Origin of the sequence: Vibrio mytili, assembly GCF_049563345.1 — a bacterium.
Lineage (GTDB): Bacteria > Pseudomonadota > Gammaproteobacteria > Enterobacterales > Vibrionaceae > Vibrio > Vibrio mytili.
Genome location: NZ_CP110481.1, coordinates 597,893 through 622,497 on the forward strand (window position 1 = coordinate 597,893; position 24,605 = coordinate 622,497).

At 44.0% G+C, this 24,605-nt stretch carries 18 protein-coding genes and 1 pseudogene; 16 read left to right on the forward strand and 3 right to left on the reverse strand.

The window, feature by feature from the left end:
* The 7 genes from ispG to ONE56_RS02790 all read left to right on the forward strand — a co-directional run bounded on the left by ispG (nucleotide 1) and on the right by ONE56_RS02790 (nucleotide 7,502).
* Complete coding sequence (ispG, locus tag ONE56_RS02760) at nucleotides 1-1,119, forward strand: flavodoxin-dependent (E)-4-hydroxy-3-methylbut-2-enyl-diphosphate synthase (protein WP_041155053.1); 1,119 nt, start codon at nucleotides 1-3, stop codon at nucleotides 1,117-1,119.
* A gap of 26 nt (nucleotides 1,120-1,145) precedes the next feature.
* A complete protein-coding gene (hisS, locus tag ONE56_RS02765; protein ID WP_041155052.1) occupies nucleotides 1,146-2,414 on the forward strand; it encodes a histidine--tRNA ligase in 1,269 nt (422 codons plus the stop codon).
* 124 nt (nucleotides 2,415-2,538) lie between these two features.
* Nucleotides 2,539-3,153 carry a YfgM family protein gene (locus ONE56_RS02770; protein WP_041155051.1) on the forward strand — a complete coding sequence of 205 codons (615 nt, stop codon included), beginning with the start codon at nucleotides 2,539-2,541 and terminating at the stop codon, nucleotides 3,151-3,153.
* 12 nt (nucleotides 3,154-3,165) lie between these two features.
* Nucleotides 3,166-4,326, forward strand: a complete 1,161-nt coding sequence (bamB, locus tag ONE56_RS02775; protein WP_041155050.1) for an outer membrane protein assembly factor BamB — start codon at nucleotides 3,166-3,168, stop codon at nucleotides 4,324-4,326.
* 180 nt (nucleotides 4,327-4,506) lie between these two features.
* Nucleotides 4,507-6,003 carry a ribosome biogenesis GTPase Der gene (gene der, locus ONE56_RS02780; RefSeq protein WP_041155049.1) on the forward strand — a complete coding sequence of 499 codons (1,497 nt, stop codon included), beginning with the start codon at nucleotides 4,507-4,509 and terminating at the stop codon, nucleotides 6,001-6,003.
* A gap of 70 nt (nucleotides 6,004-6,073) precedes the next feature.
* On the forward strand, nucleotides 6,074-6,946 hold the full coding sequence (locus ONE56_RS02785; protein ID WP_041155048.1) for an alanyl-tRNA editing protein: 873 nt from the start codon (nucleotides 6,074-6,076) through the stop codon (nucleotides 6,944-6,946).
* A 319-nt stretch (nucleotides 6,947-7,265) separates the two neighbouring features.
* Nucleotides 7,266-7,502, forward strand: a complete 237-nt coding sequence (locus ONE56_RS02790) for a zinc ribbon domain-containing protein (RefSeq protein ID WP_041155047.1) — start codon at nucleotides 7,266-7,268, stop codon at nucleotides 7,500-7,502.
* 11 nt (nucleotides 7,503-7,513) lie between these two features.
* On the opposite strand, the gene xseA is transcribed toward ONE56_RS02790, so the two are convergent.
* Nucleotides 7,514-8,845 (reverse strand): exodeoxyribonuclease VII large subunit, encoded by a 1,332-nt coding sequence (gene xseA / locus ONE56_RS02795; RefSeq protein WP_423840204.1) that lies wholly within the window; start codon nucleotides 8,843-8,845, stop codon nucleotides 7,514-7,516.
* A 234-nt stretch (nucleotides 8,846-9,079) separates the two neighbouring features.
* Here xseA and guaB point away from each other — a divergent pair, with 234 nt between their 5' ends.
* The 8 genes and pseudogenes from guaB to ONE56_RS02835 all read left to right on the forward strand — a co-directional run bounded on the left by guaB (nucleotide 9,080) and on the right by ONE56_RS02835 (nucleotide 20,183).
* Nucleotides 9,080-10,543 carry an IMP dehydrogenase gene (guaB, locus tag ONE56_RS02800; protein ID WP_423840205.1) on the forward strand — a complete coding sequence of 488 codons (1,464 nt, stop codon included), beginning with the start codon at nucleotides 9,080-9,082 and terminating at the stop codon, nucleotides 10,541-10,543.
* A gap of 126 nt (nucleotides 10,544-10,669) precedes the next feature.
* Nucleotides 10,670-12,223, forward strand: coding sequence for a glutamine-hydrolyzing GMP synthase (gene guaA, locus ONE56_RS02805; protein ID WP_041155044.1), 1,554 nt, complete (start codon nucleotides 10,670-10,672; stop codon nucleotides 12,221-12,223).
* A gap of 184 nt (nucleotides 12,224-12,407) precedes the next feature.
* Nucleotides 12,408-12,594, forward strand: a pseudogene (locus ONE56_RS02810) (Arm DNA-binding domain-containing protein); the annotation flags it as partial.
* Between the two features lie 615 nt (nucleotides 12,595-13,209).
* Nucleotides 13,210-14,202 (forward strand): D-xylose ABC transporter substrate-binding protein, encoded by a 993-nt coding sequence (gene xylF, locus ONE56_RS02815; RefSeq protein WP_331437847.1) that lies wholly within the window; start codon nucleotides 13,210-13,212, stop codon nucleotides 14,200-14,202.
* Nucleotides 14,203-14,259: 57 nt separating this feature from the next.
* On the forward strand, nucleotides 14,260-15,783 hold the full coding sequence (locus ONE56_RS02820) for a xylose ABC transporter ATP-binding protein (RefSeq protein WP_331437848.1): 1,524 nt from the start codon (nucleotides 14,260-14,262) through the stop codon (nucleotides 15,781-15,783).
* Nucleotides 15,783-16,955: a sugar ABC transporter permease gene (locus ONE56_RS02825; protein ID WP_331437888.1), complete on the forward strand. Its 1,173-nt coding sequence runs from the start codon at nucleotides 15,783-15,785 to the stop codon at nucleotides 16,953-16,955. The genes ONE56_RS02820 and ONE56_RS02825 overlap by 1 nt, the downstream gene beginning before the upstream one ends.
* Before the next feature lie 820 nt (nucleotides 16,956-17,775).
* Nucleotides 17,776-19,434 (forward strand): chitinase, encoded by a 1,659-nt coding sequence (locus tag ONE56_RS02830; RefSeq protein ID WP_423840487.1) that lies wholly within the window; start codon nucleotides 17,776-17,778, stop codon nucleotides 19,432-19,434.
* A 155-nt stretch (nucleotides 19,435-19,589) separates the two neighbouring features.
* Nucleotides 19,590-20,183, forward strand: a complete 594-nt coding sequence (locus tag ONE56_RS02835) for an acetate uptake transporter (protein WP_041155040.1) — start codon at nucleotides 19,590-19,592, stop codon at nucleotides 20,181-20,183.
* Nucleotides 20,184-20,330: 147 nt separating this feature from the next.
* On the opposite strand, the gene ONE56_RS02840 is transcribed toward ONE56_RS02835, so the two are convergent.
* Nucleotides 20,331-21,881 carry an alanine/glycine:cation symporter family protein gene (locus ONE56_RS02840; protein ID WP_041155039.1) on the reverse strand — a complete coding sequence of 517 codons (1,551 nt, stop codon included), beginning with the start codon at nucleotides 21,879-21,881 and terminating at the stop codon, nucleotides 20,331-20,333.
* A 309-nt stretch (nucleotides 21,882-22,190) separates the two neighbouring features.
* Entirely contained in the window at nucleotides 22,191-23,447 is a 1,257-nt protein-coding gene (locus ONE56_RS02845; protein ID WP_041155038.1) for a D-amino acid dehydrogenase, read from the reverse strand.
* A 105-nt stretch (nucleotides 23,448-23,552) separates the two neighbouring features.
* Between ONE56_RS02845 and ONE56_RS02850 the strand changes: the two genes are divergently transcribed.
* On the forward strand, nucleotides 23,553-24,509 hold the full coding sequence (locus tag ONE56_RS02850) for a LysR family transcriptional regulator (protein WP_423840206.1): 957 nt from the start codon (nucleotides 23,553-23,555) through the stop codon (nucleotides 24,507-24,509).
* Nucleotides 24,510-24,605: the final 96 nt, after the last annotated feature.

The following is a 24,605-nucleotide window of genomic DNA, read 5'->3' on the forward strand; positions in this document are numbered from 1 at the left end:
ATGCAACACGAATCTCCAATCATTCGTCGTAAATCGACGCGTATTTATGTGGGTGATGTACCTGTTGGTGATGGTGCACCTATCGCTGTACAGTCAATGACTAACACCCGCACGACTGACGTAGAAGCGACAGTCGCACAAATCCGAGCACTAGAAAATGTCGGTGCAGACATTGTACGAGTCTCCGTACCAACGATGGATGCAGCTGAAGCGTTTAAGCTAATCAAACAGCAAGTATCTGTTCCTTTGGTTGCGGATATTCACTTTGACTACCGTATCGCGCTTAAAGTGGCAGAGTATGGCGTAGATTGTTTACGCATCAACCCTGGTAACATTGGTAATGAAGAGCGAATTCGCTCTGTAGTCGATTGTGCCCGAGATAAAAACATTCCGATCCGTATTGGTGTCAACGGTGGTTCTTTAGAAAAAGATCTGCAGATGAAATATGGAGAGCCGACCCCGGAAGCCTTAGTCGAGTCGGCTATGCGTCACGTCGATCACCTTGATCGCCTCAACTTTGATCAGTTTAAAGTGAGTGTCAAAGCGTCGGATGTATTTTTAGCGGTAGATTCTTATCGTTTATTAGCTAAGAAAATCGACCAGCCTTTGCACTTAGGGATCACTGAAGCGGGTGGCGCACGTGCAGGAGCGGTGAAGTCATCTGTCGGCTTAGGTATGCTGCTCGCGGAAGGCATCGGTGATACATTACGCATCTCGCTAGCGGCTAACCCAGTTGAAGAAATTAAGGTCGGCTTCGATATTCTTAAGTCTCTACGTATTCGCTCACGTGGTATCAACTTTATCGCGTGTCCGAGTTGTTCTCGTCAGGAATTTGATGTTATTGCTACCGTTAATGCCTTAGAAGAGCGTTTAGAAGACATTATTACCCCGATGGATGTTTCGATCATTGGTTGTGTCGTCAATGGCCCTGGAGAAGCGGAAGTGTCTCATCTTGGCCTTGCGGGCAGTAATAAAAAGAGTGCCTTCTACGAAGATGGTAAGCGTCAGAAAGAGCGCTTTGACAATAACGACCTTGTGAATCAGCTCGAAGCTAAGATCCGTGCGAAAGCCGCCATGATGGATGGTGAAAATCGCATTCAAGTGAAAATACAAGATTAATCTCAACGAGAATTACGGTAAGTATTGTGGCAAAAACAATTCAAGCAATTCGAGGCATGAACGATTGCCTCCCAACTCAGTCTCCGCTGTGGCAAAAGCTAGAAAACACAGTGAAAAAAGTCATTAGCGCTTATGGTTACAATGAAGTTCGCATGCCAATCGTTGAGATGACGCAACTATTTAGTCGCGCCATTGGTGAAGTAACGGACGTGGTTGAAAAAGAAATGTACACGTTCGCGGATCGCAATGGTGATAGCTTAACGCTTCGACCTGAAGGTACAGCAGGTTGTGTTCGAGCTGGTATAGAAAACGGTTTGCTTTATAACCAAGAGCAACGTTTATGGTACATGGGACCAATGTTCCGTCACGAACGTCCGCAAAAAGGCCGTTACCGTCAATTCCACCAGTGTGGTGTAGAAGTGTTTGGTCTCAATGGCCCAGATGTCGATGCGGAGCTTATCATGATGACTGCACGTTTATGGCGTGAACTGGGCATTGATAAACATGTGCGTCTAGAGTTGAACTCAATTGGTTCGCTTGAAGCCCGTGCCAACTATCGTACCGCGCTAATCGCATTTCTAGAGCAACATATGGATATTCTAGATGACGATTGCAAGCGACGTATGCACACTAACCCACTACGAGTATTGGATACTAAAAATCCGGATATCCAAGCGGTGTTGGGTGACGCACCTCGACTTTCTGACTACTTAGATGAAGAATCTAAACAACATTTTGCTGGTCTTTGTGAACTTCTTGATGCAGCAGGTATCGAATACACTGTTAATGAGCGTCTCGTTCGTGGTTTGGATTACTACAACCGTACAGTATTTGAATGGATCACCGAAAGTTTAGGTGCACAAGGAACCGTATGTGGTGGTGGTCGCTACGACGGTCTTGTGGAACAACTGGGTGGCAAAGCAACTCCAGCGGTTGGATTCGCTATGGGGCTTGAGCGTCTGGTTCTAATGCTTGAAACGCTTGAGCTTGCTGATGTACGTCGTAGCGTCGATGTGTATGTTGTGACTGCAGGTGAGGGTACGATGATGTCAGGAATGAAGCTCGCAGAGCATCTTCGTGAAGCCATCCCTGATGTCAGGATTATGACCCACTTCGGCGGTGGTAACTTTAAGAAACAGTTTAAGCGCGCAGACAAAGTTGGTGCTGTAGTAGCATTGGTTCTGGGTGAAAATGAGGTCGCGGATAACACCGTTGTACTGAAAGATTTAGCGGGTGGTGAGCAACATACTTACAACCAAGCAGAAGTTGCTGATAAGATCGCAGCACTGATCTAGGTCTTTTAGTAAGCTAGCAAATACATCCTAGTTCGTAAATTAAGGCTCCCAATCGAGGAGCCTTTAAACGAAATGGGAACAATGGCAGCCTTGCTGCCATTTACATGTTTTAAGAGGACAGGAAGTGGAACTTTACGATACTGAAGAACAACAAGTTGAAGCCATTAAAGACTGGTGGAAAGAAAACGGTAAAGCCGTCATCATCGGTGCGGTTGTTGGCTTAGGTGGTCTATTTGGCTGGCGTTATTATCAGGATTCTGTCGTTCAGGCGAGTGAAGCAGCTTCACACAATTACACTCAAGCGATTAATTTGTTGCAAGAAAAAGGACTAGATGCACAAGCGGATGTTCAGGCTTTCATCGACTCAAGTCAGGTCAAAGAGTACTCCGTTCTGGCGGCACTTCAGTTAGCCAAATCATTCGTCAATGAACAAAACCTTTCTGCGGCTCTTGAGCAACTAAAATGGGCACAAAGCAATACCAAAGATGCGGCGTTATCGCCACTTATCAGTTACCGTATCGCACGTCTTGAAGCGGAAATGGGCAACTTTGACGCAGCAAGTTCTGAACTAAGTAAAGTGACTGACGCGACTTGGAGTGGCCGTATTGCAGAGCTGCGCGGAGATATTGCACTGCGTCAAGGTGACAAAAATGCAGCTCATGCCGCATATACCGAGGCGCAACAAGCAGCAGATGCAAGCCCAACATTACAAATGAAACTGGACGATCTGGCGAAATAAGGACCGCATTGGATGAAAAGAGTCTTTAAAAAAGCCTTGTTAGGGGCGTTAACGGTGGGAGTTCTTGCTGGTTGTGCTGGTGAAGAAGATACCATTGTGATGGCTCCGCTACCGCAAGTAGACAGTGAATTTACCCCAAGCACCGAGTGGAGTACATCCGTTGGTGATGGTGTGGGACATTATTTTTCAAAGCTGTCACCAGTTTATGCTAACGATAAGTTATTTGTCGCTAGCCGTGATGGAAAAGTAAAAGCCTTAGATCCAGAAAACGGTCAGCCTTTGTGGCAAACTGATGTTCAGCAAGACGTCATTGCGCGTCTTTCAGGTGGCATTACTGCTGCATACGGTAAGGTGTTCATTGGATCCGAAAATGGTGAAGTGATTGCTCTTGACCAAGAAACTGGCGAAGTGAGCTGGCGGGTTGAAGTTGGTGGTGAAGTGTTGGCAAATCCCGTCGCTGACTCCGGCCTAATCATGGTTAATACCAGTCGTGGTACACTCATTGCGCTTAACGAGAGCACTGGTGAGCAACGCTGGGCGCTGGCAACAGAAGTGCCAAACCTAACGTTACGAGGTGATAGTACACCTGTCGCTGCCGGTGGCGGTGTTTTCTGGGGAACCGCAAATGGTCGTCTAGCCGCTGCGATTGTTGAACGTGGGCAGCTCATTTGGCAACAGCCGATCGGAACTCCAAAAGGCGCAACAGAAATTGATCGTTTGGTTGATGTTGATTCTACACCGGTTATCTTAGGCGGCACGCTATTTACCGTGGGTTTCAATGGTCAGTTAGTCGCAGTTGATTTACGTTCTGCAAACCCTATTTGGAAGCGTAATTACTCCTCCGCCAACGATCTTGCAACAGATGGCAGTCGTATCTTTGTCATTACTGAAAAAGATCACGTTGTTGCTGTGGATGCTCGTAGCGGTACGGAACTGTGGGCAAACGACCAATTGGAAAACCGCCAGTTGACTAAGCCTGTTGTCATGGGGCGCTACCTTGTCGTAGGCGATACATTAGGCTACTTGCACTGGATCGACCGCTCGACCGGTGACTTTGTTGCGCAGCAGTATGTTGACGACAGTGGGTTTGCGGTTGGCCCTACGTTATTGTCTGACGGTTATGTCATCACCACTCGCAATGGTGATGTAAAGAAACTAACCATCACAGAATAATATCGTGATATAATTCACATTCGGCTCCTGGTTGGTGACAGCTAGGGGCCGTTTTGTTGTTTGTAATTATTGTTTGTAATTGTTATTCCTGACGTGGTTATAGGTAAAATGCTGGTTTGAGTTGGCATTGAGCAAGTCGTTACCTATAACTACAGAAGATAGATTATTTTAGAGGTTGTTATGATACCTGTAGTGGCTCTTGTAGGGCGTCCGAACGTAGGTAAATCTACACTATTTAACCGATTGACGCGCACTCGTGATGCGTTAGTTGCGGACTTTCCTGGCCTAACACGAGACCGTAAATATGGCCAAGCTAGACTTGGTGAAGAACACGAATTTATTGTGATTGATACCGGTGGTATCGATGGCACCGAGGAAGGCGTCGAAACAAAGATGGCGCAGCAATCGTTAGCCGCCATGGATGAAGCAGACGTGGTACTTTTCATGGTTGATGGTCGTGCAGGTCTTACGCCTTCTGATGAAGCTATTGCTGCGCACCTGCGTAAAATTGAAAAGCCAGCCATGCTCGTGGTCAATAAAATTGATGGCATTGATGCTGATGCTGCTTGTGCCGACTTCTGGCAACTTGGTGTGGACGACATGTACCAAATTGCAGCTGCGCATGGCCGTGGTGTGACCGCATTACTTGAGCGAGCTCTTTCACCATTTTTTGATGATTTACTGGATAGTGAATCAGAAGCAGGCGAAATCGAAGATTTAACAGAGTTTGAAGATGCCGAATTTCTGCCAGAAGAGCGTACCGAAGAGGAAGCCGAGCAAGATCTTAAGCGCCTCCAAGAGCAGCCAATTAAACTGGCAATTATTGGTCGACCTAACGTGGGTAAGTCGACACTGACCAACCGTATTCTGGGTGAAGAGCGTGTCGTTGTGTACGATATGCCTGGCACGACTCGCGATTCGATCTACATTCCGATGGAACGTGACGGCCGAGAGTATGTATTGATTGATACTGCAGGTGTTCGTCGTCGTGGTCGTATCAACGAAACAGTAGAGAAGTTCTCAGTGGTTAAGACACTGAAAGCGGTAGAAGATGCCAACGTGGTGTTGTTGGTTATTGATGCGCGTGAAAATATCTCTGATCAAGATCTAAGCTTGCTAGGCTTTGCACTGAACGCAGGTCGTTCCATTGTATTAGCCGTAAACAAATGGGACGGTCTTGATAGTGATGTGAAAGAAAACGTGAAGAAAGAGCTAGATCGCCGCCTCGGTTTTGTCGATTTTGCTCGTATCCACTTTATTTCCGCACTACACGGCACCGGGGTTGGCCACTTGTTCGAGTCGATTCAAGAGGCATACAAGTCTGCGACTACCCGAGTAGGAACTTCTGTTCTTACCCGAATCATGAAGATGGCCGTTGACGATCATCAACCACCTATGGTTCGTGGTCGTCGGATTAAACTAAAATACGCGCACGCGGGGGGATATAACCCACCAATTATTGTTATCCACGGTAATATGGTTCGTGAACTGCCCGATTCGTACAAGCGTTATCTGATGAACTATTTCCGTAAATCGCTGGAAATTATGGGTACACCAATCCGTATTAATTTCCAGAATAGTGACAACCCGTATGAGAACCGTACGAATAAGCTTACCATGTCTCAAGAGCGCAAACGTAAGCGTATGATGTCTGCAGTGAAAAACCGCAATAAATAATAAAATCATCTCAATACCCAAGCCGCTGCTTGGGTATTTTTTTATCTTAAAAAGACAGAAACAAACGAATATGACGATAAACGCGACTAAAATCCGTTTTTGCCATCAAACGTGGCAATTAGAAGCACAAGTGCAACAAGTTGATCACCAAGAAAATGTTACTTATGTCGTGACAGAGACCACTCCGTTTCATCCCGTCAGTCATATTTGGCCAGACCATCCGGCTGACAAAGGTGTGCTGAGATATGGCGGCGAGTTAATCGAAGTGATGGATTGCCAAGTTGGTGCGATAGAGCAGCAGACTGGCGAGTTATACGTTGGAAGTGCAATTCCTGTAAAACGCGATACTGAAGGGTGGGTATTTGTGGTTGTGCATGTTATTCCGCCGTCACCGTCACTCGAACCGGGAGTGGTTGTCTCTATGGAAGTGGATAAAGCGTATCAGTCTTCATTAAGTCGAGGGCATAGTGCTGGACATCTTGCTTTTTTAGCCTTAAATAAAGTCCTTGCCGCAGACTACTGGCGTAAAGATGCAGATCGTAAAGACCCGCATGGCTACTATGACTTCAACAGCTATGCTCAAGAGAGCAGTTTTGTCACCCCTGATAAGTGCGTTGATACTTACCGCTTAGGCAAAACATTGCGTAAAAGAGGATTAAACAGCGCAGATATGCTGTCTGATCTACAAGAGATTGCTGAAAGCGTGAATCGTCAATTGGTCGAGTGGCTTGCGCGTGATACTGTGATCACTATGGAATGCAAAGGTCAGCGTCTCACCGATTCCCGCTACTGGAAGTGTGATTTGGGAGAGAAAGAAATGGCCGTCATCCCTTGTGGTGGAACGCATTCAAGTCATTTAAATGAGTTTGGCTCAATACATGTGACGTTGATAGAGCGTGACAGTCAAACGATAGAAATGCACACGGATGTAAAGCCACTTTAGCTAATGAGATCTTTTTATTAAATTCTGATTCTTGGTTTAAAGCTGTCAATCAATGTGTTTTTATTCTGTTTTAAATTCATATGCAGAACATGTAACTTATGCTTTCGGTGTGTGGTGATATAAATATTCTTTTAATAGGTGATCGCTGATCAAATAGTAAATATCAGATGATCAGTGTAAGATCTTTGAGAAAGGTGCCCAGCGCTAGCGTTTTAGAGCGTTTTTACTATTTTAGAGCGTTTTAACTAATAGTAAGCAAATACACGCTTGTACTGGTAATGGGCATGACTGTGACGAGATGAGTTGAGGTAGAAGAAACATGCAGACAAACATGTGTCCGACTTGTGAGAAAGAATTGGAATGGACTGGACAGTATCACTGTAATCAGTGTGGTTCCGATTATAAAAAGGTTGGTTTTTGTCCTGATTGCGAACAAGAGCTAGAGAAACTGCAGGCTTGTGGTGCAGCAAACTACTTTTGCAACACCTGTAATGAGCTTAAATCAAAATCTCGCGTTCGGTTTGAATTTCAAAAGCTTGAGTCTGCAGCGGGTTAGGGATCGGCTGGTTAATTGACGGTCGAGCGAATCTCGCCACCGGATAAACGGGTCACAATAGCATCGCCAGCTTTCACATCTGAAGTTTGCGTGATGACCTCACCATTCTCGTTTTGTGTAATGGAGTACCCACGCTTTAGCGTCGCTAGTGGACTGACAGTTTCGAGCTTTTCTGCCGCGATAGCCAATTGATGACGCATCGACAGGAATTTACGATCCATTGCATCCAGAAGTTTCTGTTCTACACGTTCAAGTGTCGATTTTTGCTGCGCCAGTTGTTTAACGGGTGAATTCAACTGTAGACGATAAAGTTTGCGTTCTACTGTTTGTTGCCGAGAATCAACAAAGCGTTGCATCGCTCTGCGCAGACGCATATCTAACTCATCCAGTTGCTGTGACTGACGGTATAATTGGTTACTTGGGTGTTGGCGTTCCAAACGATGTAACAATTTTTCCGCTTGCTGTTTTTGTGTCGCTAAATAGTAACGCATGGTACTGGCCAACTTATGTTGACGAGCTACAAGAGTTTGTTCCTTATGACTATTGTCACGACTGACCAGCTCCGCCGCAGCAGAAGGCGTTGGCGCACGAACGTCAGCAACGAAATCCGCAATGGTAATATCCACTTCATGACCGACGGCACTGATAATGGGAATTTGGCTAGCTGCAATGGTACGTGCGAGGATTTCGTTATTGAAACACCACATGTCTTCCAATGAGCCGCCACCGCGACCTACGATCAATACATCGCATTCATTTCTACTATTGGCTCGACCAATTGCTTGAGCAATCTGAATGGCGGCTTGTTCACCTTGCACGACTGTCGGGTAGATGATGACAGGAAGAGAAGGGTCACGACGCTTTAATACATCTAGAATGTCGTAAAGCGCGGCTCCTGTTTTTGAAGTGATGATACCAACACATTTTGGATGTTCAGGTAGAAGCTGTTTATTGGTTTGCGCGAACAACCCCTCTGCAGCCAACTTCATCTTCAGTTCTTCAAACTCTTGCTGTAGTCGACCGTCACCTTCAGGTTGCATGCTCTCAATAATAAGTTGGTAATCCCCGCGAGGCTCATACAGAGAGAGGCGAGCCTTTACCAGTACTTGATTACCGTTAGTCGGTTTAAATGACACTCGACGGTTATTGCCACGGAACATGGCGCACTTTACTTGAGCACGGGAGTCTTTAAGAGTGAGATACCAGTGGCCTGATACCGGGGCCGAGAAGTTCGAGATTTCTCCCACAAGCCAGACGATCCCCATTTCATTTTCTAACAGCAGACGGACTTCTGCATTAAGCCGAGAAACAGTGAAGATGTTTTGATTGGTCTTGGAGAGCACAACGAATCTCGCAGACAAGAGTATGGAAATTAGCGGCAATATAATACATAGCAAGGGGGTGAATGCAAGAAAAAAATTAAAAAAATTTGTAGTCAAGCGATTGCGTTAAACGTATAATCCCTCCGCAATATCTAATCCAAATGTAGCTTGTTAACCGAAAACTTGCTGCCCTCATTATGCGAAACGATGAGATTGGATTGTTCTTTTTACTCCTCTAATTGTGAGATATTGCAAATGCTAAGAATTGCCAAAGAAGCGCTGACATTCGACGACGTACTGCTTGTGCCAGCACACTCCACCGTTCTCCCAAACACAGCTGATCTTCGCACTCAGCTGACTAAAAACATCACTCTGAATATTCCAATGATTTCTGCCTCAATGGACACGGTGACCGAAGCTCGCCTTGCTATTGCACTTGCGCAGGAAGGTGGCATTGGCTTTATCCACAAGAACATGTCTATCGAACAACAAGCGGCCGAAGTTCGTAAAGTTAAAAAGTTCGAAGCAGGCGTCGTTACTGATCCAGTTACTGTTAATCCAGATGAAACGATTGCTGACGTAGTCGCTCTAACAGAAAAACACGGCTTTGCTGGTTTCCCTGTTGTGACAGAGCATAACGAATTGGTTGGTATCATTACTGGCCGTGACGTTCGTTTTGTCACGGATCTTTCTAAGAAAGTGTCTTCAGTGATGACACCAAAAGAAAGCTTAGCTGCGGTTAAAGAAGGCGCAACCCGTCAGGAAGTGCAGGAAAAAATGCACGAAGCACGTGTAGAAAAAGTACTGGTTGTGAATGATGACTTCAAACTGACTGGTATGATCACTGCAAAAGATTTCCACAAAGCGGAGCGTAAGCCAAACTCATGTAAAGATGAGCGCGGCAGTCTACGTGTTGGTGCTGCTGTCGGTGCTGGTGCTGGTAATGAAGAGCGTGTAGCAGCATTGGTTGAAGCTGGTGTTGATGTTCTTCTTATCGACTCTTCTCATGGTCATTCTGAAGGTGTGCTTACTCGTATTCGTGAAACGCGTGCTGCGTACCCGGATCTAGACATCATTGGTGGTAACGTGGCCACTGGTGCCGGTGCTAAAGCGCTGATTGAAGCTGGCGTAAGTGCGGTAAAAGTCGGGATTGGTCCAGGCTCTATCTGTACGACTCGTATCGTAACGGGTGTTGGCGTTCCACAAATTACGGCTATTGCTGATGCAACAGAAGTAGCGAATCAATACGGCATCCCTGTTATTGCTGATGGCGGCATTCGTTTTTCAGGTGACATCTGTAAAGCTATTGTTGCTGGCGCATCATGTGTGATGGTTGGTTCTATGTTTGCTGGTACAGAAGAAGCACCGGGCGAAGTTATCTTGTACAACGGCCGCTCTTACAAATCTTACCGAGGCATGGGCTCACTTGGTGCTATGTCTCAAGGTTCTTCTGACCGCTACTTCCAGTCAGATAACGCAGCAGATAAGCTGGTACCAGAAGGCATCGAAGGTCGTATTGCGTACAAAGGTCGTCTAAAAGAAATCGTACACCAGCAAATGGGTGGTTTACGTTCAAGCATGGGCCTAACTGGCAGTGCGACGATCGAAGAGATGCGTACTAAAGCTGAATTCGTACGCATCTCTGGTGCGGGTATGCAAGAGTCGCACGTACATGACGTACAAATCACTAAGGAAGCGCCAAACTACCGCCGAGGTTAATCCCTGATTAGCAAGATTTAAATAAGAATCTCTCGACGTAAACGTTTGCTTTTTCCTTGAAGCATTAATAAGAGGCGGGTACACTCGCCTCGATTTTAATCACTTAGCCTAAAAAGACTGCTCAAAATGACTAAAAACATCCATGACCAACGTATTCTGATCTTGGACTTCGGTTCTCAGTACACTCAACTCGTTGCTCGCCGCGTACGTGAAATCGGCGTTTATTGTGAGCTATGGAGCTGGGATGTCGAAGAAGCGGATATTCGTGAATTCAACCCAGATGGCATTATCCTGTCTGGTGGTCCTGAAAGTGTCACCGAAGAAAACTCTCCGCGTGCCCCTCAATATGTGTTTGACTCTGGTGTTCCTGTTCTTGGTGTGTGTTACGGCATGCAAACAATGGCAGAACAGCTAGGTGGTAAAGTTGCTGGCTCGAACGAACGCGAATTTGGTTACGCTCAGGTTCAAGTTTCTGGCGAGTGTTCAATTTTTAAAGATCTTGAAGCGACGCAAGATGTTTGGATGAGCCACGGTGATAAAGTGGTCGAGATCCCAGCAGATTTTGTTAAAGTTGGTCAGACAGACACTTGTCCTTACGCTGCAATGGCGAACGAAGAGAAGAAATACTTCGGCGTTCAGTTCCACCCAGAAGTAACGCACACCAAACAAGGCCTACAAATGCTTGAGAACTTCGTTCTTGGTGTGTGTGGTTGTGAGCGTCTATGGACATCTGAATCTATCATCGAAGACGCAGTTGCTCGTATCAAAGAGCAAGTGGGTGACGACGAAGTTATCCTAGGTCTTTCTGGTGGTGTAGATTCATCCGTTGTTGCAATGTTGGTTCACCGCGCGATTGGCGATAAGCTAACGTGTGTATTTGTTGACAACGGTCTGCTGCGTCTCAACGAAGGTCAACAAGTCATGGACATGTTTGGCGACAAGTTTGGTCTAAACATCATTAAGATCGATGCGGAAGATCGCTTCCTTGACGCGCTTAAAGGCAAGTCTGACCCAGAAGATAAGCGTAAGACCATTGGTCACGTATTCGTAGACGTATTCGATGAAGAGTCTAAGAAATTAGCAAACGCGAAATGGCTAGCTCAGGGTACTATCTACCCAGACGTTATCGAGTCAGCTGCATCTAAGACTGGTAAAGCGCACGTGATCAAATCACACCACAATGTGGGCGGTCTGCCAGACGATATGGAAATGGGTCTTGTTGAGCCACTACGTGAGCTGTTTAAAGATGAAGTACGTAAGATTGGTCTAGAGCTAGGTCTTCCATACAACATGCTTTACCGCCACCCATTCCCTGGACCTGGTCTAGGTGTTCGTGTTCTTGGCGAAATCAAGAAAGAGTACTGTGACTTGCTACGTCGTGCAGACGCTATCTTTATTGAAGAGCTACACGCAGCAGACTTATACAACAAAGTGTCTCAAGCATTTACCGTATTCCTGCCAGTGCGTTCTGTCGGTGTGATGGGCGACGGTCGTAAGTACGATTGGGTTGTATCGCTACGTGCAGTAGAAACCATCGACTTTATGACAGCGCATTGGGCACACCTACCATACGATTTCCTTGGTAAGGTTTCTAACCGTATTATCAACGAAATTGATGGTATCTCGCGTGTTGTTTACGACATCTCTGGTAAGCCGCCAGCGACAATCGAGTGGGAATAATCCTCCTTTAAGAAAGGTCTGGCATTAACAGGCACTAAATCATACTTAAGTCCGCGTAATTGCGGACTTTTTTTGTTTTTGGCTTAGTCATTTTTGGCAATGTCTGGCAACGCCAAGCACGGTTTGACCGTGGTATTTTGATGGGTATGATTCATCGCTAATGCCATGGATTACGCCCGATACCATGCTGAGTGATATTAAGTTACGCAATCTCAAATCCAAAGATAAACCATACAAAGTCAATGACCGTGATGGCCTCTATGTTGCTGTCACTAACGTAGGCTCTATCTCTTTTCGCTACAACTACTCGATCAATGGCAAACAAGAAATCATTACCTTTGGTCGCTAAAGGAGTAGGAGGTATTACAGTTTGTGTCATGCTCTACCTCAAACTTGGCATTCCATGTCAGTTGTGTTGAATGCATCATGCATGGATTGGGTTGAAAGCTCAACCAGCCAAGATAATGTGGGGAAAATTCTCGAAGACTTAGAGCTAAGAGCTAAATGCGCATCCAGACTCAAACGTGATGCTCTTTCACCTTACTTGTCAGGTGAAAGAGCATCATATTTAATCTTATTTATATTTTTTAAATAATCAGTCATCGTCAAGACGTCGTTAATCATTAAAATATAATGTTTTATTTATTATCATTTTAGATAAATTGCGTTTTTTGTTTTTATATTCTTTTTATTTTTAATGTGATTTTGATCAAGTTAAAGCCTCATTTAAAAAGCTTATAAATACTAACGTTTTTAATTTAAGATGTTGTTTTTTATTGGTTTTTGTTCTTTTGTGAAATCTTTACTAAGAACTTTTATTTCCGAACTCCTATGATGATCACATTTGAAATAAAAAACAAAAAAACGTAAAACATAAACAAAATGAGAGAAAAGACTTTTCAGCACTCTTCTACATAGAATCTTTTGTTCACTTTTTATACGTGGATAAACCCTACAACATATAGTGCAATACAAAGGAAAGTATAATGAAAAGACTATTAATTCTTGTATGCTCCGTTCTTGTCTGTATCAGTTCACCTATTTTCGCAAAATCACTAAAAATAGGAATGGTAATCGACGACTTGCGTTTAGAGCGTTGGCAGAAAGATAGAGACATTTTCGTAGATAAGGCTGAAGAATTAGGTGCAAAAGTTTATGTGCAATCAGCGAATGGAAACGAACAAACTCAGATTTCTCAGATTGAAAATATGATTTCTCGTGGTGTGGATGTGCTAGTGATCATCCCTACCAATGGCGGTGTTCTATCAAATGTAATCAAAGATGCTAAGCGTGATGACATCAAAGTATTAGCTTATGATCGTTTGATCAATGATGCTGACCTAGACTTTTATCTGTCGTTTGACAATGAGAAAGTTGGTGAAATGCAAGCGAAAGCGATGCTGGAAGCTAAACCTAAAGGAAATTACTTCCTAATGGGTGGTGCACCAACAGATAATAACGCAAAGCTTTTCCGCCAAGGCCAAATGAATATTCTTCAGCCTAAAATTGACGCGGGAGATATCAAAATTGTTGGTGATCAATGGGTTAATTACTGGTTAGCAGAAAATGCACTTAAAATTATGGAAAATGCGCTTACTGCTAATAATAACCAAATTGACGTCGTTGTTGCTTCAAATGACGCCACGGCCGGCGGCGCAATTCAGGCATTAGAAGCGCAAGGTCTTGCTGGTAAAGTTTCAATTTCTGGTCAAGATGCAGATCTGGCAGCGTTACGTCGTATTGTTGATGGTACACAGACAATGACTATTTATAAGCCTATTAATACTCTGGCAAGTCGTGCTGCTGAGATTGCTGTGGAGCTAGCGAACGGAGAGATTCCTGCTAAAAATTCTTCTCTAAACAATGGTATGAAAGACGTACCCGCATGGTTATTAGACCCTGTTGCTGTGACTTCTAAAAACATCAAAACAACAGTTGTTAGGGATGGATTCCACTCTGAAAGTGAAATTTATCAATAATAGTAATAAAAGCGTTAAGAAGTTTTCTTAACGCTCTTTTTATTAGGAGTGACTATTATGTCTTCTTTATTGGAAATGCGAAATATAGTCAAACGTTTTGGCCCGGTTCGAGCACTTGATGGTGTTAGTATTAGTCTAAATAAAGGCGAAATATTATCATTATGCGGCGAGAACGGTTCAGGTAAATCGACATTGATGAAAGTCTTATGTGGTATATATCCACATGGTGACTATGATGGAGAAATTATATATTGTGGAAAAAAAATTGAACCTAAAAACATATCTGATACTGAAAGTCTAGGCATAGCTATTATTCATCAAGAACTGACCCTTGTTAAAGAATTAAGTATATTAGAAAATTTATTCCTTGGATCAGAAATTTGTCGTCGTGGTATTTTAAACCATGAGTTGATGTATTATGAAGCGAAACTACTGTTAGAAAAAGTTAACTTATCGGTGTCACCAGAGACAAAAGTCGGCGATTTAGGTGTAGGTCAGCAACAGTTGGTGGAAATTGCTAAGGCAATGTCTAAAAACGCTAAACTCTTGGTATTAGATGAGCCAACGGCACCTCTCACAGAGTCAGAAACGGATATATTACTCAATCTGGTTAAAGAACTTAGAGAATCAGGAGTAAGCTGTATTTATATTTCTCACAAGTTAGGGGAAGTAAAAGAAATTTCGGATCACATTTGTATTATTCGTGATGGCGTTCATATAGGGACCCGACAAGCTGACGATATGACCACTGACGATATCATTACTATGATGGTTGGTCGTGAAATGAAGCAGCTATTCCCCAGAGAAGAACATGAAATTGGTGACGTTGTTCTCCAGGTTAAAAATGTCAATGCTTGGGACAAAGCTAATTCAGCAATACCAAAAGTTAAAAATGCCAGCTTCGAGTTGAAAAAAGGCGAAATTCTAGGTGTTTCAGGTCTAGTTGGTGCGGGGCGCACTGAATTAATGGAATGCTTATATGGAAGCTATCTTGGTAAACATGAAGGTGAGTACTTCTTCGAAGGTCAAAAATTAAATATTAGAAATAGTAAAGATGCATTGGGCATAGGGATCGCTATGGTCCCAGAGGACCGTAAACGAAATGGCATTATTCCAATAATGCCTGTCGGTCAGAATATGTCGCTTTCGGCTCTAGACTCTTTGTCTAAATATGGTGTTTTAGACGATACCTTAGAATCCAATACTGTTCAAGAAAGTATCAGGAAGTTAACTGTAAAAACACCAAATGCGGAACTTGCGATAAAAAATCTTTCGGGTGGTAACCAACAAAAGGCAATTCTGGCCAGATTCCTAATGATAAATCCAAGCATTTTAATTCTGGATGAGCCGACTCGCGGTATTGATGTTGGTGCTAAATATGAGATTTATAAACTGATGTTTAAACTCGTAAAACAAGGTATCAGTATTATTATGGTTTCCTCGGAACTACCAGAAGTATTAGGTATTAGTGATCGTGTCATTATTATGCATGAAGGCTACATTAAAGGGGACCTAATTAATAAAGATTTAACTCAAGAAATTATTATGGACTGTGCATTATCAGAAGGAGTAGCGGCGTGATGGAACAATCAAGTGAATTAGTGAAGCAAACCAATACCACGTTGCTGAGTCGTATTAAAGGCGGCAACTTTCAAATGCTGGTAATGGCAGCTGCCATTGTATTTATCATGATTTTCTTTAGTGTCATGACTGATTGGAGTTACCTTACTCCACGAAATATCTCCAACCTTTTCAGGCAAACAGCTATTACAGGTATTTTGGCCATAGGGATGGTTTTTGTCATTATCAGCGGAGAAATCGATCTGTCCGTTGGTTCGATGATGGGGTTACTTGGAGGGTTGGCGGCAATCCTTGATGTATGGTTCGGTCTACCGCTTCCTGTGACAATTATAATTACGCTGTGCGCAGGTTTAGTGCTTGGTGCCTGGAATGGTTGGTGGGTTGCCTATCGCAAAGTGCCTTCATTCATCGTAACTCTTGCCGGTTATCTTGCGTTCCGAGGCATTCTGATTGGTATGACCAATGGTACGACGGTAGCACCTATTTCGGATGTAATGGGTGTGATTGGCCAAAGCTATTTACCTAATATGTTGAGTATCATTGCTGGTGTTTGTTGCTTGTCTGCTTATTTCGGCTGGCAAAAGAAACGTAATATGACGCGTAAAAAGTACGACCTATCGGTACCGACAATTCAAGCATCAGTGGTTAAAAATACGTTAATTGGCCTTGGTGTTCTTTCCGTGATTTTCATTCTAAATGAATACCGAGGGGTTCCAACTCCAGTGCTATTGCTGACATTCTTTGTACTTATCGGGTCTTTCATTGCGACTAAATCAAAGTTCGGTCGTCGTATTTACGCTATTGGTGGAAATATTGAAGCGAGCCGCTTGTCAGGGATCAATGTAGAACGTACCAAACTACTTGTTTACGCGATGAATGGTTTTTTGGTGGCCGTTGCAGGTTTGGTTTTAAGTTCACGTTTGGGCGCAGGCTCACCTTCTGCAGGTAACATTGCTGAACTTGACGCAATTGCAGCCTGTGTTATTGGTGGCACAAGTATGGCTGGTGGTGTGGGTACTGTATTTGGAGCTGTTATTGGTGCCTTTATCATGGCTTCTTTGGACAATGGTATGAGTATGATGGACGTCCCAACATTCTGGCAATACATCGTTAAAGGCGGAGTTTTGTTACTTGCTGTTTGGATGGATAGTGCGATGAAAAAACAGCGTTAATCTTTTTATAACTATAATTAGTGGTAACTCACCCTCGCGTGAACACCTGCCTAGTATCTGGCAGAGTTAATTGGAGCACTGTCATGGGCCGAATGATCAGTGCTCCTAATGTTTACTTGTCTTGAGAATTCGTGGGCTGTAGAAAATCCATTAATGGGTCTGCGATGATTATTGAATTGGAAACCGATTTGCCGCGCAATACGGGAGCACTGTTTCTATTAATCAATAAATGATCCTTTCAACTCTTCCTTTCATTTATTGCAACTAAGTTTGGTGAAAACGAGTTTAATAGAAGTCTGTTTTTGACTAGACAGGTCACAAAACTAACACTTTCCGCCTAACACACCATGCTAAACTAGGTGCGTATTTAATAATTACTCAAAGTAGCTTGCGGATGACAACTGTATCGAGTCAAGGTTGTAGAGTTCGAAGCAGTTGTGGTGCAAAAATATGTGATAGGTTTTAGAGCAAGAGTCAGTACTACTTACTCTGACTCGATACAGGAATAACGTTACTTGGTCGAGGATTTACTTGGCTTTAGGCTCGGAGTGTTTCCTGGCGTTTTTTTTCCTTGGTTTCGTTAGGCTCAATGTGATTTCTACTTTGGTATACTGAGTTTGCGAAGCGTTTTTTGAAGCAATTAACCACTTTAGTGCAACAAACGAGTTTTAATCGGCTTAGCAATTTTACCCTCACTCGCAAGTTGACCGTCATTAACCTTAGTGCTCGTGAATCTTAATCTTCCTTTATCTACCCTTTTGTTACTTTTAACGAAAGGACTTAAAAGATGAAAAGAAGTAGCTATATTACTGCACTAGCTATGCTAACTGCGGCACCATCAGCTTGGTCTGATATGAACATTCAGCCAGACCCACAAAATCCCACAGGTTATGTCATTGCTCGTGGCGATATCCAAGCCACCGAACAGAGCAAAACCGCTGATCCAATGTATGCCATTTGGGCGAAAGCATTGGAAACTCGCTCGAATACGGTCGTTGAAGCCATCCTGCCTGGCTCAAACAGTAACCCTGAGAACGTCCAGCGTGTCGAGCGCGTCTTTCCTCAAAGCGAATGGGATTTCCTGACCCAGATGGCGGCACCAGAATATACATATACGCGCTTTCTCCGAGCGATCGGTAAGTTCCCGGCATTTTGTGGGGAATATACCGATGGGCGTGATTCTGACGCAATCTGTAAGAAATCCATAGTGACAGCGTTTGCGCATTTCGCCCAGGAAACTGGCGGACACATTTCGGTTGATAATGTATCTGATAATCCCTTAGGGCTGGAAGAATGGCAACAAGCACTGGTTCACGTACGCGAAATGGGATGGTCGGAAGGGCAGGCGGGTTATACGACTGGCTGTGGACAAAATGACTGGCAAAATAAACGTTGGCCGTGCGAACCTGGTCAAGGGTATTTTGGCCGAGGTGCGAAACAACTTTCTTATCACTTTAATTATGGTGCTTTCTCTGAAGTAATGTTTGATGGTGATGCAACCGTATTGCTCAAGAATCCAGGTCTGGTTGCCGATTCTTGGTTAAACCTTGCATCGGCGATTTGGTTTTTCTTAACGCCGCAGGCTCCAAAACCAGCAATGCTACATGTGATAGACCGGACTTGGGTTCCATCACAGCGAGAGCTAGATGCAGGGATTGGTTACGGTTTCGGAACCACGATTAATGTGATTAATGGGGGGATCGAATGTGGAGAGCAGAATAAAGATAAAGGCCAGCCTGTTAATCGTATTCGATATTGGGAAGGGCTTGCAGAGCACTATCAGATCCCAATTGAAGCTGATGAAGAGAATACCTGTTGGCAGCAAACGCCTTATGGTAGCTTAAACCTAAATGGTGCGACAGACGTTCTTTATACCAACTGGGATGGTAACTGGAAGTATTACTCTGACCGTCCAGGAGGGCATTCTTTTGAATGTGAATTAGTCGGATTCCAAACGGCCTATTCAGCATTAGTTGAAGGGGACTACGAAAAGTGTGTCACTAATTTCTATCAATCTCATGCGGGTTGGCCAGAAGTTCGAGTTGTCGAACAATTAGAGCCTGTTGATCCTGTTGACCCACCTGTTAGCGGCGTCGCTGCTTGGGAGGCGAGCAAAGTCTATACAGGTGGTGATCAAGTTTCTTATCTAGGCGCGATTTATGAAGCGAAGTGGTGGTCACAAGGGAACGATCCAGCAAAAGGTGACCCTTGGAAGCTGGTTTCTGAAACACCAACAACAGAGCCAGAAGTGCCCGTCACTGAGCCAGAAATTCCGGTAACTGAGCCTGAAGAACCAATCACGGAGCCTGAAGTACCAGTAAGTGAGGATTTCATTGCATGGGAGCCTGGTATTACTCAAGTAGCAAATGGCGATAAAGTCATTTATCAAGGCAAGTGTTTTGTCGCAAAGAATGCTCCAGGAGCATGGGAAACACCAAGACAAAGTAATTGGTTTTGGGACGAAATCTCCTGCCAATAGGAACGATAAAACCCTTCTTTTTCCAAAGGCTCTGTTTTCACAGAGCCTTTTATTTATGGAATCTAAGTTTTCACTAACGTATTTTCTCTTTTGTGACATCGTCCACTAGAATTTGCCCGCACTTTTTATCAACTTTTTTTATAGGTATTAATAAAATGTCAACAAAACTGGCTAACCCTGCACCGCTAGGTCTAATGGGTTTCGGTATGACCACGATTCTGCTGAATATTCATAATGCAGGGTTTTTCCCAATGGACTCCATGATTCTAGCGATGGGCATCTTTTACGGTGGCCTTAGCCAAGTAATCGTTGGCATTATGTGCTTTAAACGTGGTGATACGTTTGGTACAACTGCTTTCACTTCTTATGGTTTGTTCTGGCTGACTTTAGTCGGTTTGATCGTAATGCCTAAAATGGGTCTGTCAGCAAGCCCGGCCTCATTTATGGGTTGGTACCTAGCGCTATGGGGTATCTTTACTGGCTTTATGTTTATCGGTTCACTTTGCTACCCAACGGCAAAACAAGTGGTATTCGGTTCGTTGACGATTCTGTTCTTCCTGTTGGCGGCGCGTGATTTCACCGGCAACGAAGCTATTGGCACTATCGCAGGTTTTGAAGGTATCTTCTGTGGTGCAAGTGCTATCTACTTCGCCATGGCACAAGTATTAAACAACGAGTTTGGCCGTACAGTGTTACCTGTTGGTCGCGCTAAGATTGCACGTAAAGAGCAAGTGCTAGCTACCGCTTAAGTGCTAGGCACCGTTTAAGTGATAATATCTTATACGGTTCAACCTTATTTAGGGTTGAACATGCAAATAAATAAGGGCCAGCATAGTTGCTGGCCCTTTTACTGCGTAATGCAATATTGTTGTGTAATGCAATATTTATTTTATCTATTAAAGCGAAGCTTCTTCTGCTGTTTTTGTTGTTTCAATTGCGGCAGTATGAGCTGATTTACCTGTCTTACGTTTGTATTTACCTTCCCAGTAATCTGCGCCTTTAATACCTAGTGCAACTGGGTTGAATGTATACTCCGTCACGCCTTCTTTCTGCTGTCTTTCATAATCGCTCAATGCTTTAAGCGCAGGCTTAGACATAAAGAAGATGATCAGAATGCCGACAATATTTAACCAAGCCATTAAGCCTACACCCACGTCACCCATCGCCCATGCAAGGTTTGCGGTTTTTACCGTACCGTAGAACACGGAGGATAGAATCACCAGCTTGAGAACAAACATCAGACCATTTACTTTAAACGTACGGCGAATGTAAGCAATGTTTGTTTCTGCAATGTAGTAGTACGCCAGAATCGTGGTGAATGCGAAGAAGAATAGCGCAATCGCGATGAACGGTTTGCCAACGCCTGGAAGAGCACTTTCAATCGCCATCTGAGTGAAGACAGGACCGTTTGCACCAATATCTGCAGGTAGGTTTTGTACTAGGAATGCGCCTTCTACTGCACCGTGTACGTTGTAAGCACCCGTGATAAGAATCATGAACGCTGTTGCTGAACAAACAAGCAGTGTATCGATGTAAATCGAGAATGACTGGACTAGACCTTGCTGAGCAGGGTGGTCAACACTTGCTGCTGCCGCTGCGTGAGGGCCAGTACCTTGACCAGCTTCGTTAGAGTAAACACCACGTTTTACACCCCAACCGATCGCAGCACCAATACCTGCCATTGGTGTGAATGCATCACCAATGATCATAGCAAAGATACGTGGAACTTCGCCGATATTAAGTAAAATGATAACGAAAGCGGTCACGATGTATGCCAACGCCATGAATGGCACAACAATTTGTGTAAAGTTAGCGATGCGTTTTACACCACCAAAAATGATGAAAGCAAGGATGACACAAACCACGGTACCTGTGAAAATTTTTGCGAAACTGATAGTACCGACAGCCGTTTCAATCATGTCGCCAGAACCAAAAGCGGCTTCTACTGCGTTACCAATGCTGTTCGATTGAACGCCTGGAAGCAACACACCACACGCAAAGATAGTCGCAATAGCGAAGATCCAAGCATACCATTTCTGTCCCATTGCTTTTTCAATGTAGTAAGCAGGACCGCCACGGAATTCGCCTTCATCTTCTTCTTTATAAATTTGTGCAAGCGTTGATTCTGCGTACGCAGTAGCAGCTCCAAAGAATGCAACGACCCACATCCAGAATACAGCTCCTGGGCCACCAAAACCGATAGCAGCAGCAACACCTGCGATGTTACCTGTACCTACACGGCCGGATAGAGAGACCGCGAGCGCCTGAAACGACGAAATCCCTTTTGTTGAGCTTTTTCCTGATAACAATAATCGCCACATTTCGAAGAAGTGACGAATTTGTACGAAACGAGTCATGATGGAATAGAACAAGCCAGCACCAAGGCATAGATAGATCAGCACTGGGCTCCAAATGATTCCATTCATAAAATCAACTAATGACTGCATGAGTTTTTCCCTGTTAGTTGTGTTTACGGTTACTTTTGCGGTGACACATTACCTTTTTTTGTAATGTAATTGTTAACTTTTGTGACAAATAATCCTTCATATCGTGATGTTGGACACATATTAAAGCTGAGATGTAAAAGTTTGTTTCCTGTTGCATATTGAACAAATACTAGTCAAATCTATAGCTTGATGAATAACTAGTCAGCATATTATTGTTGCTATTCAAAGGGCATAGAACGACAAGATATATTGTCTATGCCCCAAAATTAGGTTCAGTGAACTATTTTGGGGCGCTTGCCCACTTTTGTGTTATGCATAGCGACATAAATTCAGCTCAGAGTCCGTCATTAGACTTATTTTTTCTCCATTCATTAATGATGCAAGAATCTGGCCCGAACCGCATGCCATGGTCCAACCTAATGTCCCATGTCCAGTGTTGGTGAATAGATTGCTGTAGGGAGTTGCACCAATGATAGGAGTGCCATCGGGGGTCATTGGTCTAAACCCAGTCCAGAATTCCGCCTGACTAAAATCGCCACAGCGTGGGAATAAGTCTCGAATAACCATCTCGATGGTGTTCTTTCTCTTTTGTGGAATCGAACCATCAAACCCTGCTAGTTCAGCAGTGCCTGCGACGCGGATTCTGTCGTCAAAGCGCGTCATCGCCACTTTATAGGTTTCATCCATCACTGTAGAGCGCGGCGCATATTGCTCGTTTTCAATTGGGACGGTAAGTGAATAGCCTTTAACTGGATATACGGGAATATCAATGCCGAGCTGTTTGAGTAAGGCGGTAGAGTGGCTCCCAGATGCGAGAACAAACTGATCGGCTTTGAATAAACCGCGGTTGGTTTGGACACCAGTGATCTTTTTGCCTACTGTAACCCAATTGCTCACTTCGGTATTAAACTCGAACCTAACACCGTGAGCCTTTGCAAGCTCTGTAAGCTGTTGACAGAACTGAAAGCAATCACCTGTTTCGTCATCGGGTAGATGTAATCCACCCACGATTTTCTCTTTCACCAATGCCAGACCTGGCTCTTGTGTAATGCATTGTTCTGCATCCATGAGTTCAAATCGTGTTCCACTCTCCTCTAAAAGCTTGATGTCTTTTTCTATGGCTTTCAGCTGTTGCGATGTACGGAACACTTGTAAGGTGCCGAGTTGACGACCTTGGTATTCAATCGAATGTTCTTCGCGCAGTTGTTTTAAACACGCTCGACTGTGGTTTGCGATGGATAACATGCGGGATTTATTGACTTGATAACGTGGTACCGTGCAGTTCCCCAACATTTTTGAAGCCCAACTGATCATCTCTGAGCTCAGAGTCGGTTGGATTTTCAGCGGTGCATGCTCCTCCATTAGCCATTTGATGGCTTTGAGTGGGATCCCAGGGGCAGCCCATGGAGAAGAGTAGCCATAAGAAATTTGACCAGCATTGGCAAAACTGGTTTCCATTGCGCTGTTTGGTTGACGGTCAATCACAGTGACTTGATAACCCGCTTGTGACAAATACCAAGCTGATGTTAATCCAATCACACCACTGCCTAATACGATGACTTCCATTCTTGTGCTCCATATATTGTTAACGCGCTCAGTTTCTTTTCTTTACCTCATGTTAACAATCGATATAAATTACATTTAGGTTATAGAAAAACTAAAGGCTTGAAGATGAGAAATCATGTGATGAGTGGAATCGCGTTATTCTGCCAAGTTGCTCAACATGGCAGTTTTACCAGTGCTGCTAAGTTTTTACATCTCACTACGGGGGCGATAAGCCAGCAAATTATTCAATTGGAAGAGTTATTAGGTTTTACTCTTTTTGAACGCCATTCTCGTGGTATTCGTTTAACCACTAAGGGGATCCAGTTGCACCAAGCGGCCCAGTTCCACTTTTCTGAATTGGAAAAGTTGCTCGACGAGTTAAAAGTGGATAAGAACAATAGTGAGATAAAACTCAAGTTAACACCGTCGTTTGCTTTCAAATGGTTAGTGCCCAAGCTAGAAAGCTTTCATCATGAAAGTCCTGATATTCAGGTGCAAATTTTTGCTGAAGGCGCATTAGTAAATAGCGATTTAAAAGATTACGATCTCGCGATTGATTACGGACTACACCCATACCGAAACAAGAATGCTGAACTATTACTGGATGAGCAATTGTTGCCAGTGATGAGCCCTAAATACTTAGATGATCATCAATGGTTAGCAGCAGGGGAGACCCTTTCTGAATCCGCGAACGCTCGCGAGCTTTGGAAACAAGCGACGTTATTGCACGATGCTATGCCATGGGAAAAAGCGCCACGTGATTATGAATGGCTTTATTGGGCATCGTCCATGGGGCTAGATTTTAAAACGGACGTCGGACACTTTTTTAACCGTACCGATATGGCCATGTCCGCTGCCGAAGCGGGAGTAGGAATTGCTATGGCGAGGATGGCTCTAATAGAAGATGAGCTTCTGACACATCGCTTAGTTTCTCCATTCAACCCTATCCCAGCTAATGCAGGTTATTATTTGATTATGAATACACAGAGCGACTCAACAGAAAAATTCCGCCATTGGTTATTCAAACAAGTGAGCTCGAGCAGCCTCAGTATTGTTTCTGAAAATTATGACTCATTCCTATAACAGAAACAGGGGGAAGATACGCACTGTGACCAATCGCGAGGTTCTTTGTTTGAAAAGTAGGCATCATGGGGAGATGATTCCATAGAAAGTACGTGC

What these genes read in the sequence shown, in the direction of transcription:
- bamB (WP_041155050.1), top strand. Translation starts at nt 3,166, where the DNA reads ATGAAAAGAGTCTTTAAAAAAGCCTTGTTAGGGGCGTTAACGGTGGGA.
- ONE56_RS02790 (WP_041155047.1), top strand. Translation starts at nt 7,266, where the DNA reads ATGCAGACAAACATGTGTCCGACTTGTGAGAAAGAATTGGAATGGACT.
- guaA (WP_041155044.1), top strand. Translation starts at nt 10,670, where the DNA reads ATGACTAAAAACATCCATGACCAACGTATTCTGATCTTGGACTTCGGT.
- xylF (WP_331437847.1), top strand. Translation starts at nt 13,210, where the DNA reads ATGAAAAGACTATTAATTCTTGTATGCTCCGTTCTTGTCTGTATCAGT.
- ONE56_RS02845 (WP_041155038.1), bottom strand. Translation starts at nt 23,447, where the DNA reads ATGGAAGTCATCGTATTAGGCAGTGGTGTGATTGGATTAACATCAGCT.
- ONE56_RS02825 (WP_331437888.1), top strand. Translation starts at nt 15,783, where the DNA reads ATGGAACAATCAAGTGAATTAGTGAAGCAAACCAATACCACGTTGCTG.
- ONE56_RS02820 (WP_331437848.1), top strand. Translation starts at nt 14,260, where the DNA reads ATGTCTTCTTTATTGGAAATGCGAAATATAGTCAAACGTTTTGGCCCG.
- guaB (WP_423840205.1), top strand. Translation starts at nt 9,080, where the DNA reads ATGCTAAGAATTGCCAAAGAAGCGCTGACATTCGACGACGTACTGCTT.
- ONE56_RS02785 (WP_041155048.1), top strand. Translation starts at nt 6,074, where the DNA reads ATGACGATAAACGCGACTAAAATCCGTTTTTGCCATCAAACGTGGCAA.
- ONE56_RS02830 (WP_423840487.1), top strand. Translation starts at nt 17,776, where the DNA reads ATGCTAACTGCGGCACCATCAGCTTGGTCTGATATGAACATTCAGCCA.
- ONE56_RS02840 (WP_041155039.1), bottom strand. Translation starts at nt 21,881, where the DNA reads ATGCAGTCATTAGTTGATTTTATGAATGGAATCATTTGGAGCCCAGTG.
- ONE56_RS02850 (WP_423840206.1), top strand. Translation starts at nt 23,553, where the DNA reads ATGAGAAATCATGTGATGAGTGGAATCGCGTTATTCTGCCAAGTTGCT.
- ispG (WP_041155053.1), top strand. Translation starts at nt 1, where the DNA reads ATGCAACACGAATCTCCAATCATTCGTCGTAAATCGACGCGTATTTAT.
- ONE56_RS02835 (WP_041155040.1), top strand. Translation starts at nt 19,590, where the DNA reads ATGTCAACAAAACTGGCTAACCCTGCACCGCTAGGTCTAATGGGTTTC.
- der (WP_041155049.1), top strand. Translation starts at nt 4,507, where the DNA reads ATGATACCTGTAGTGGCTCTTGTAGGGCGTCCGAACGTAGGTAAATCT.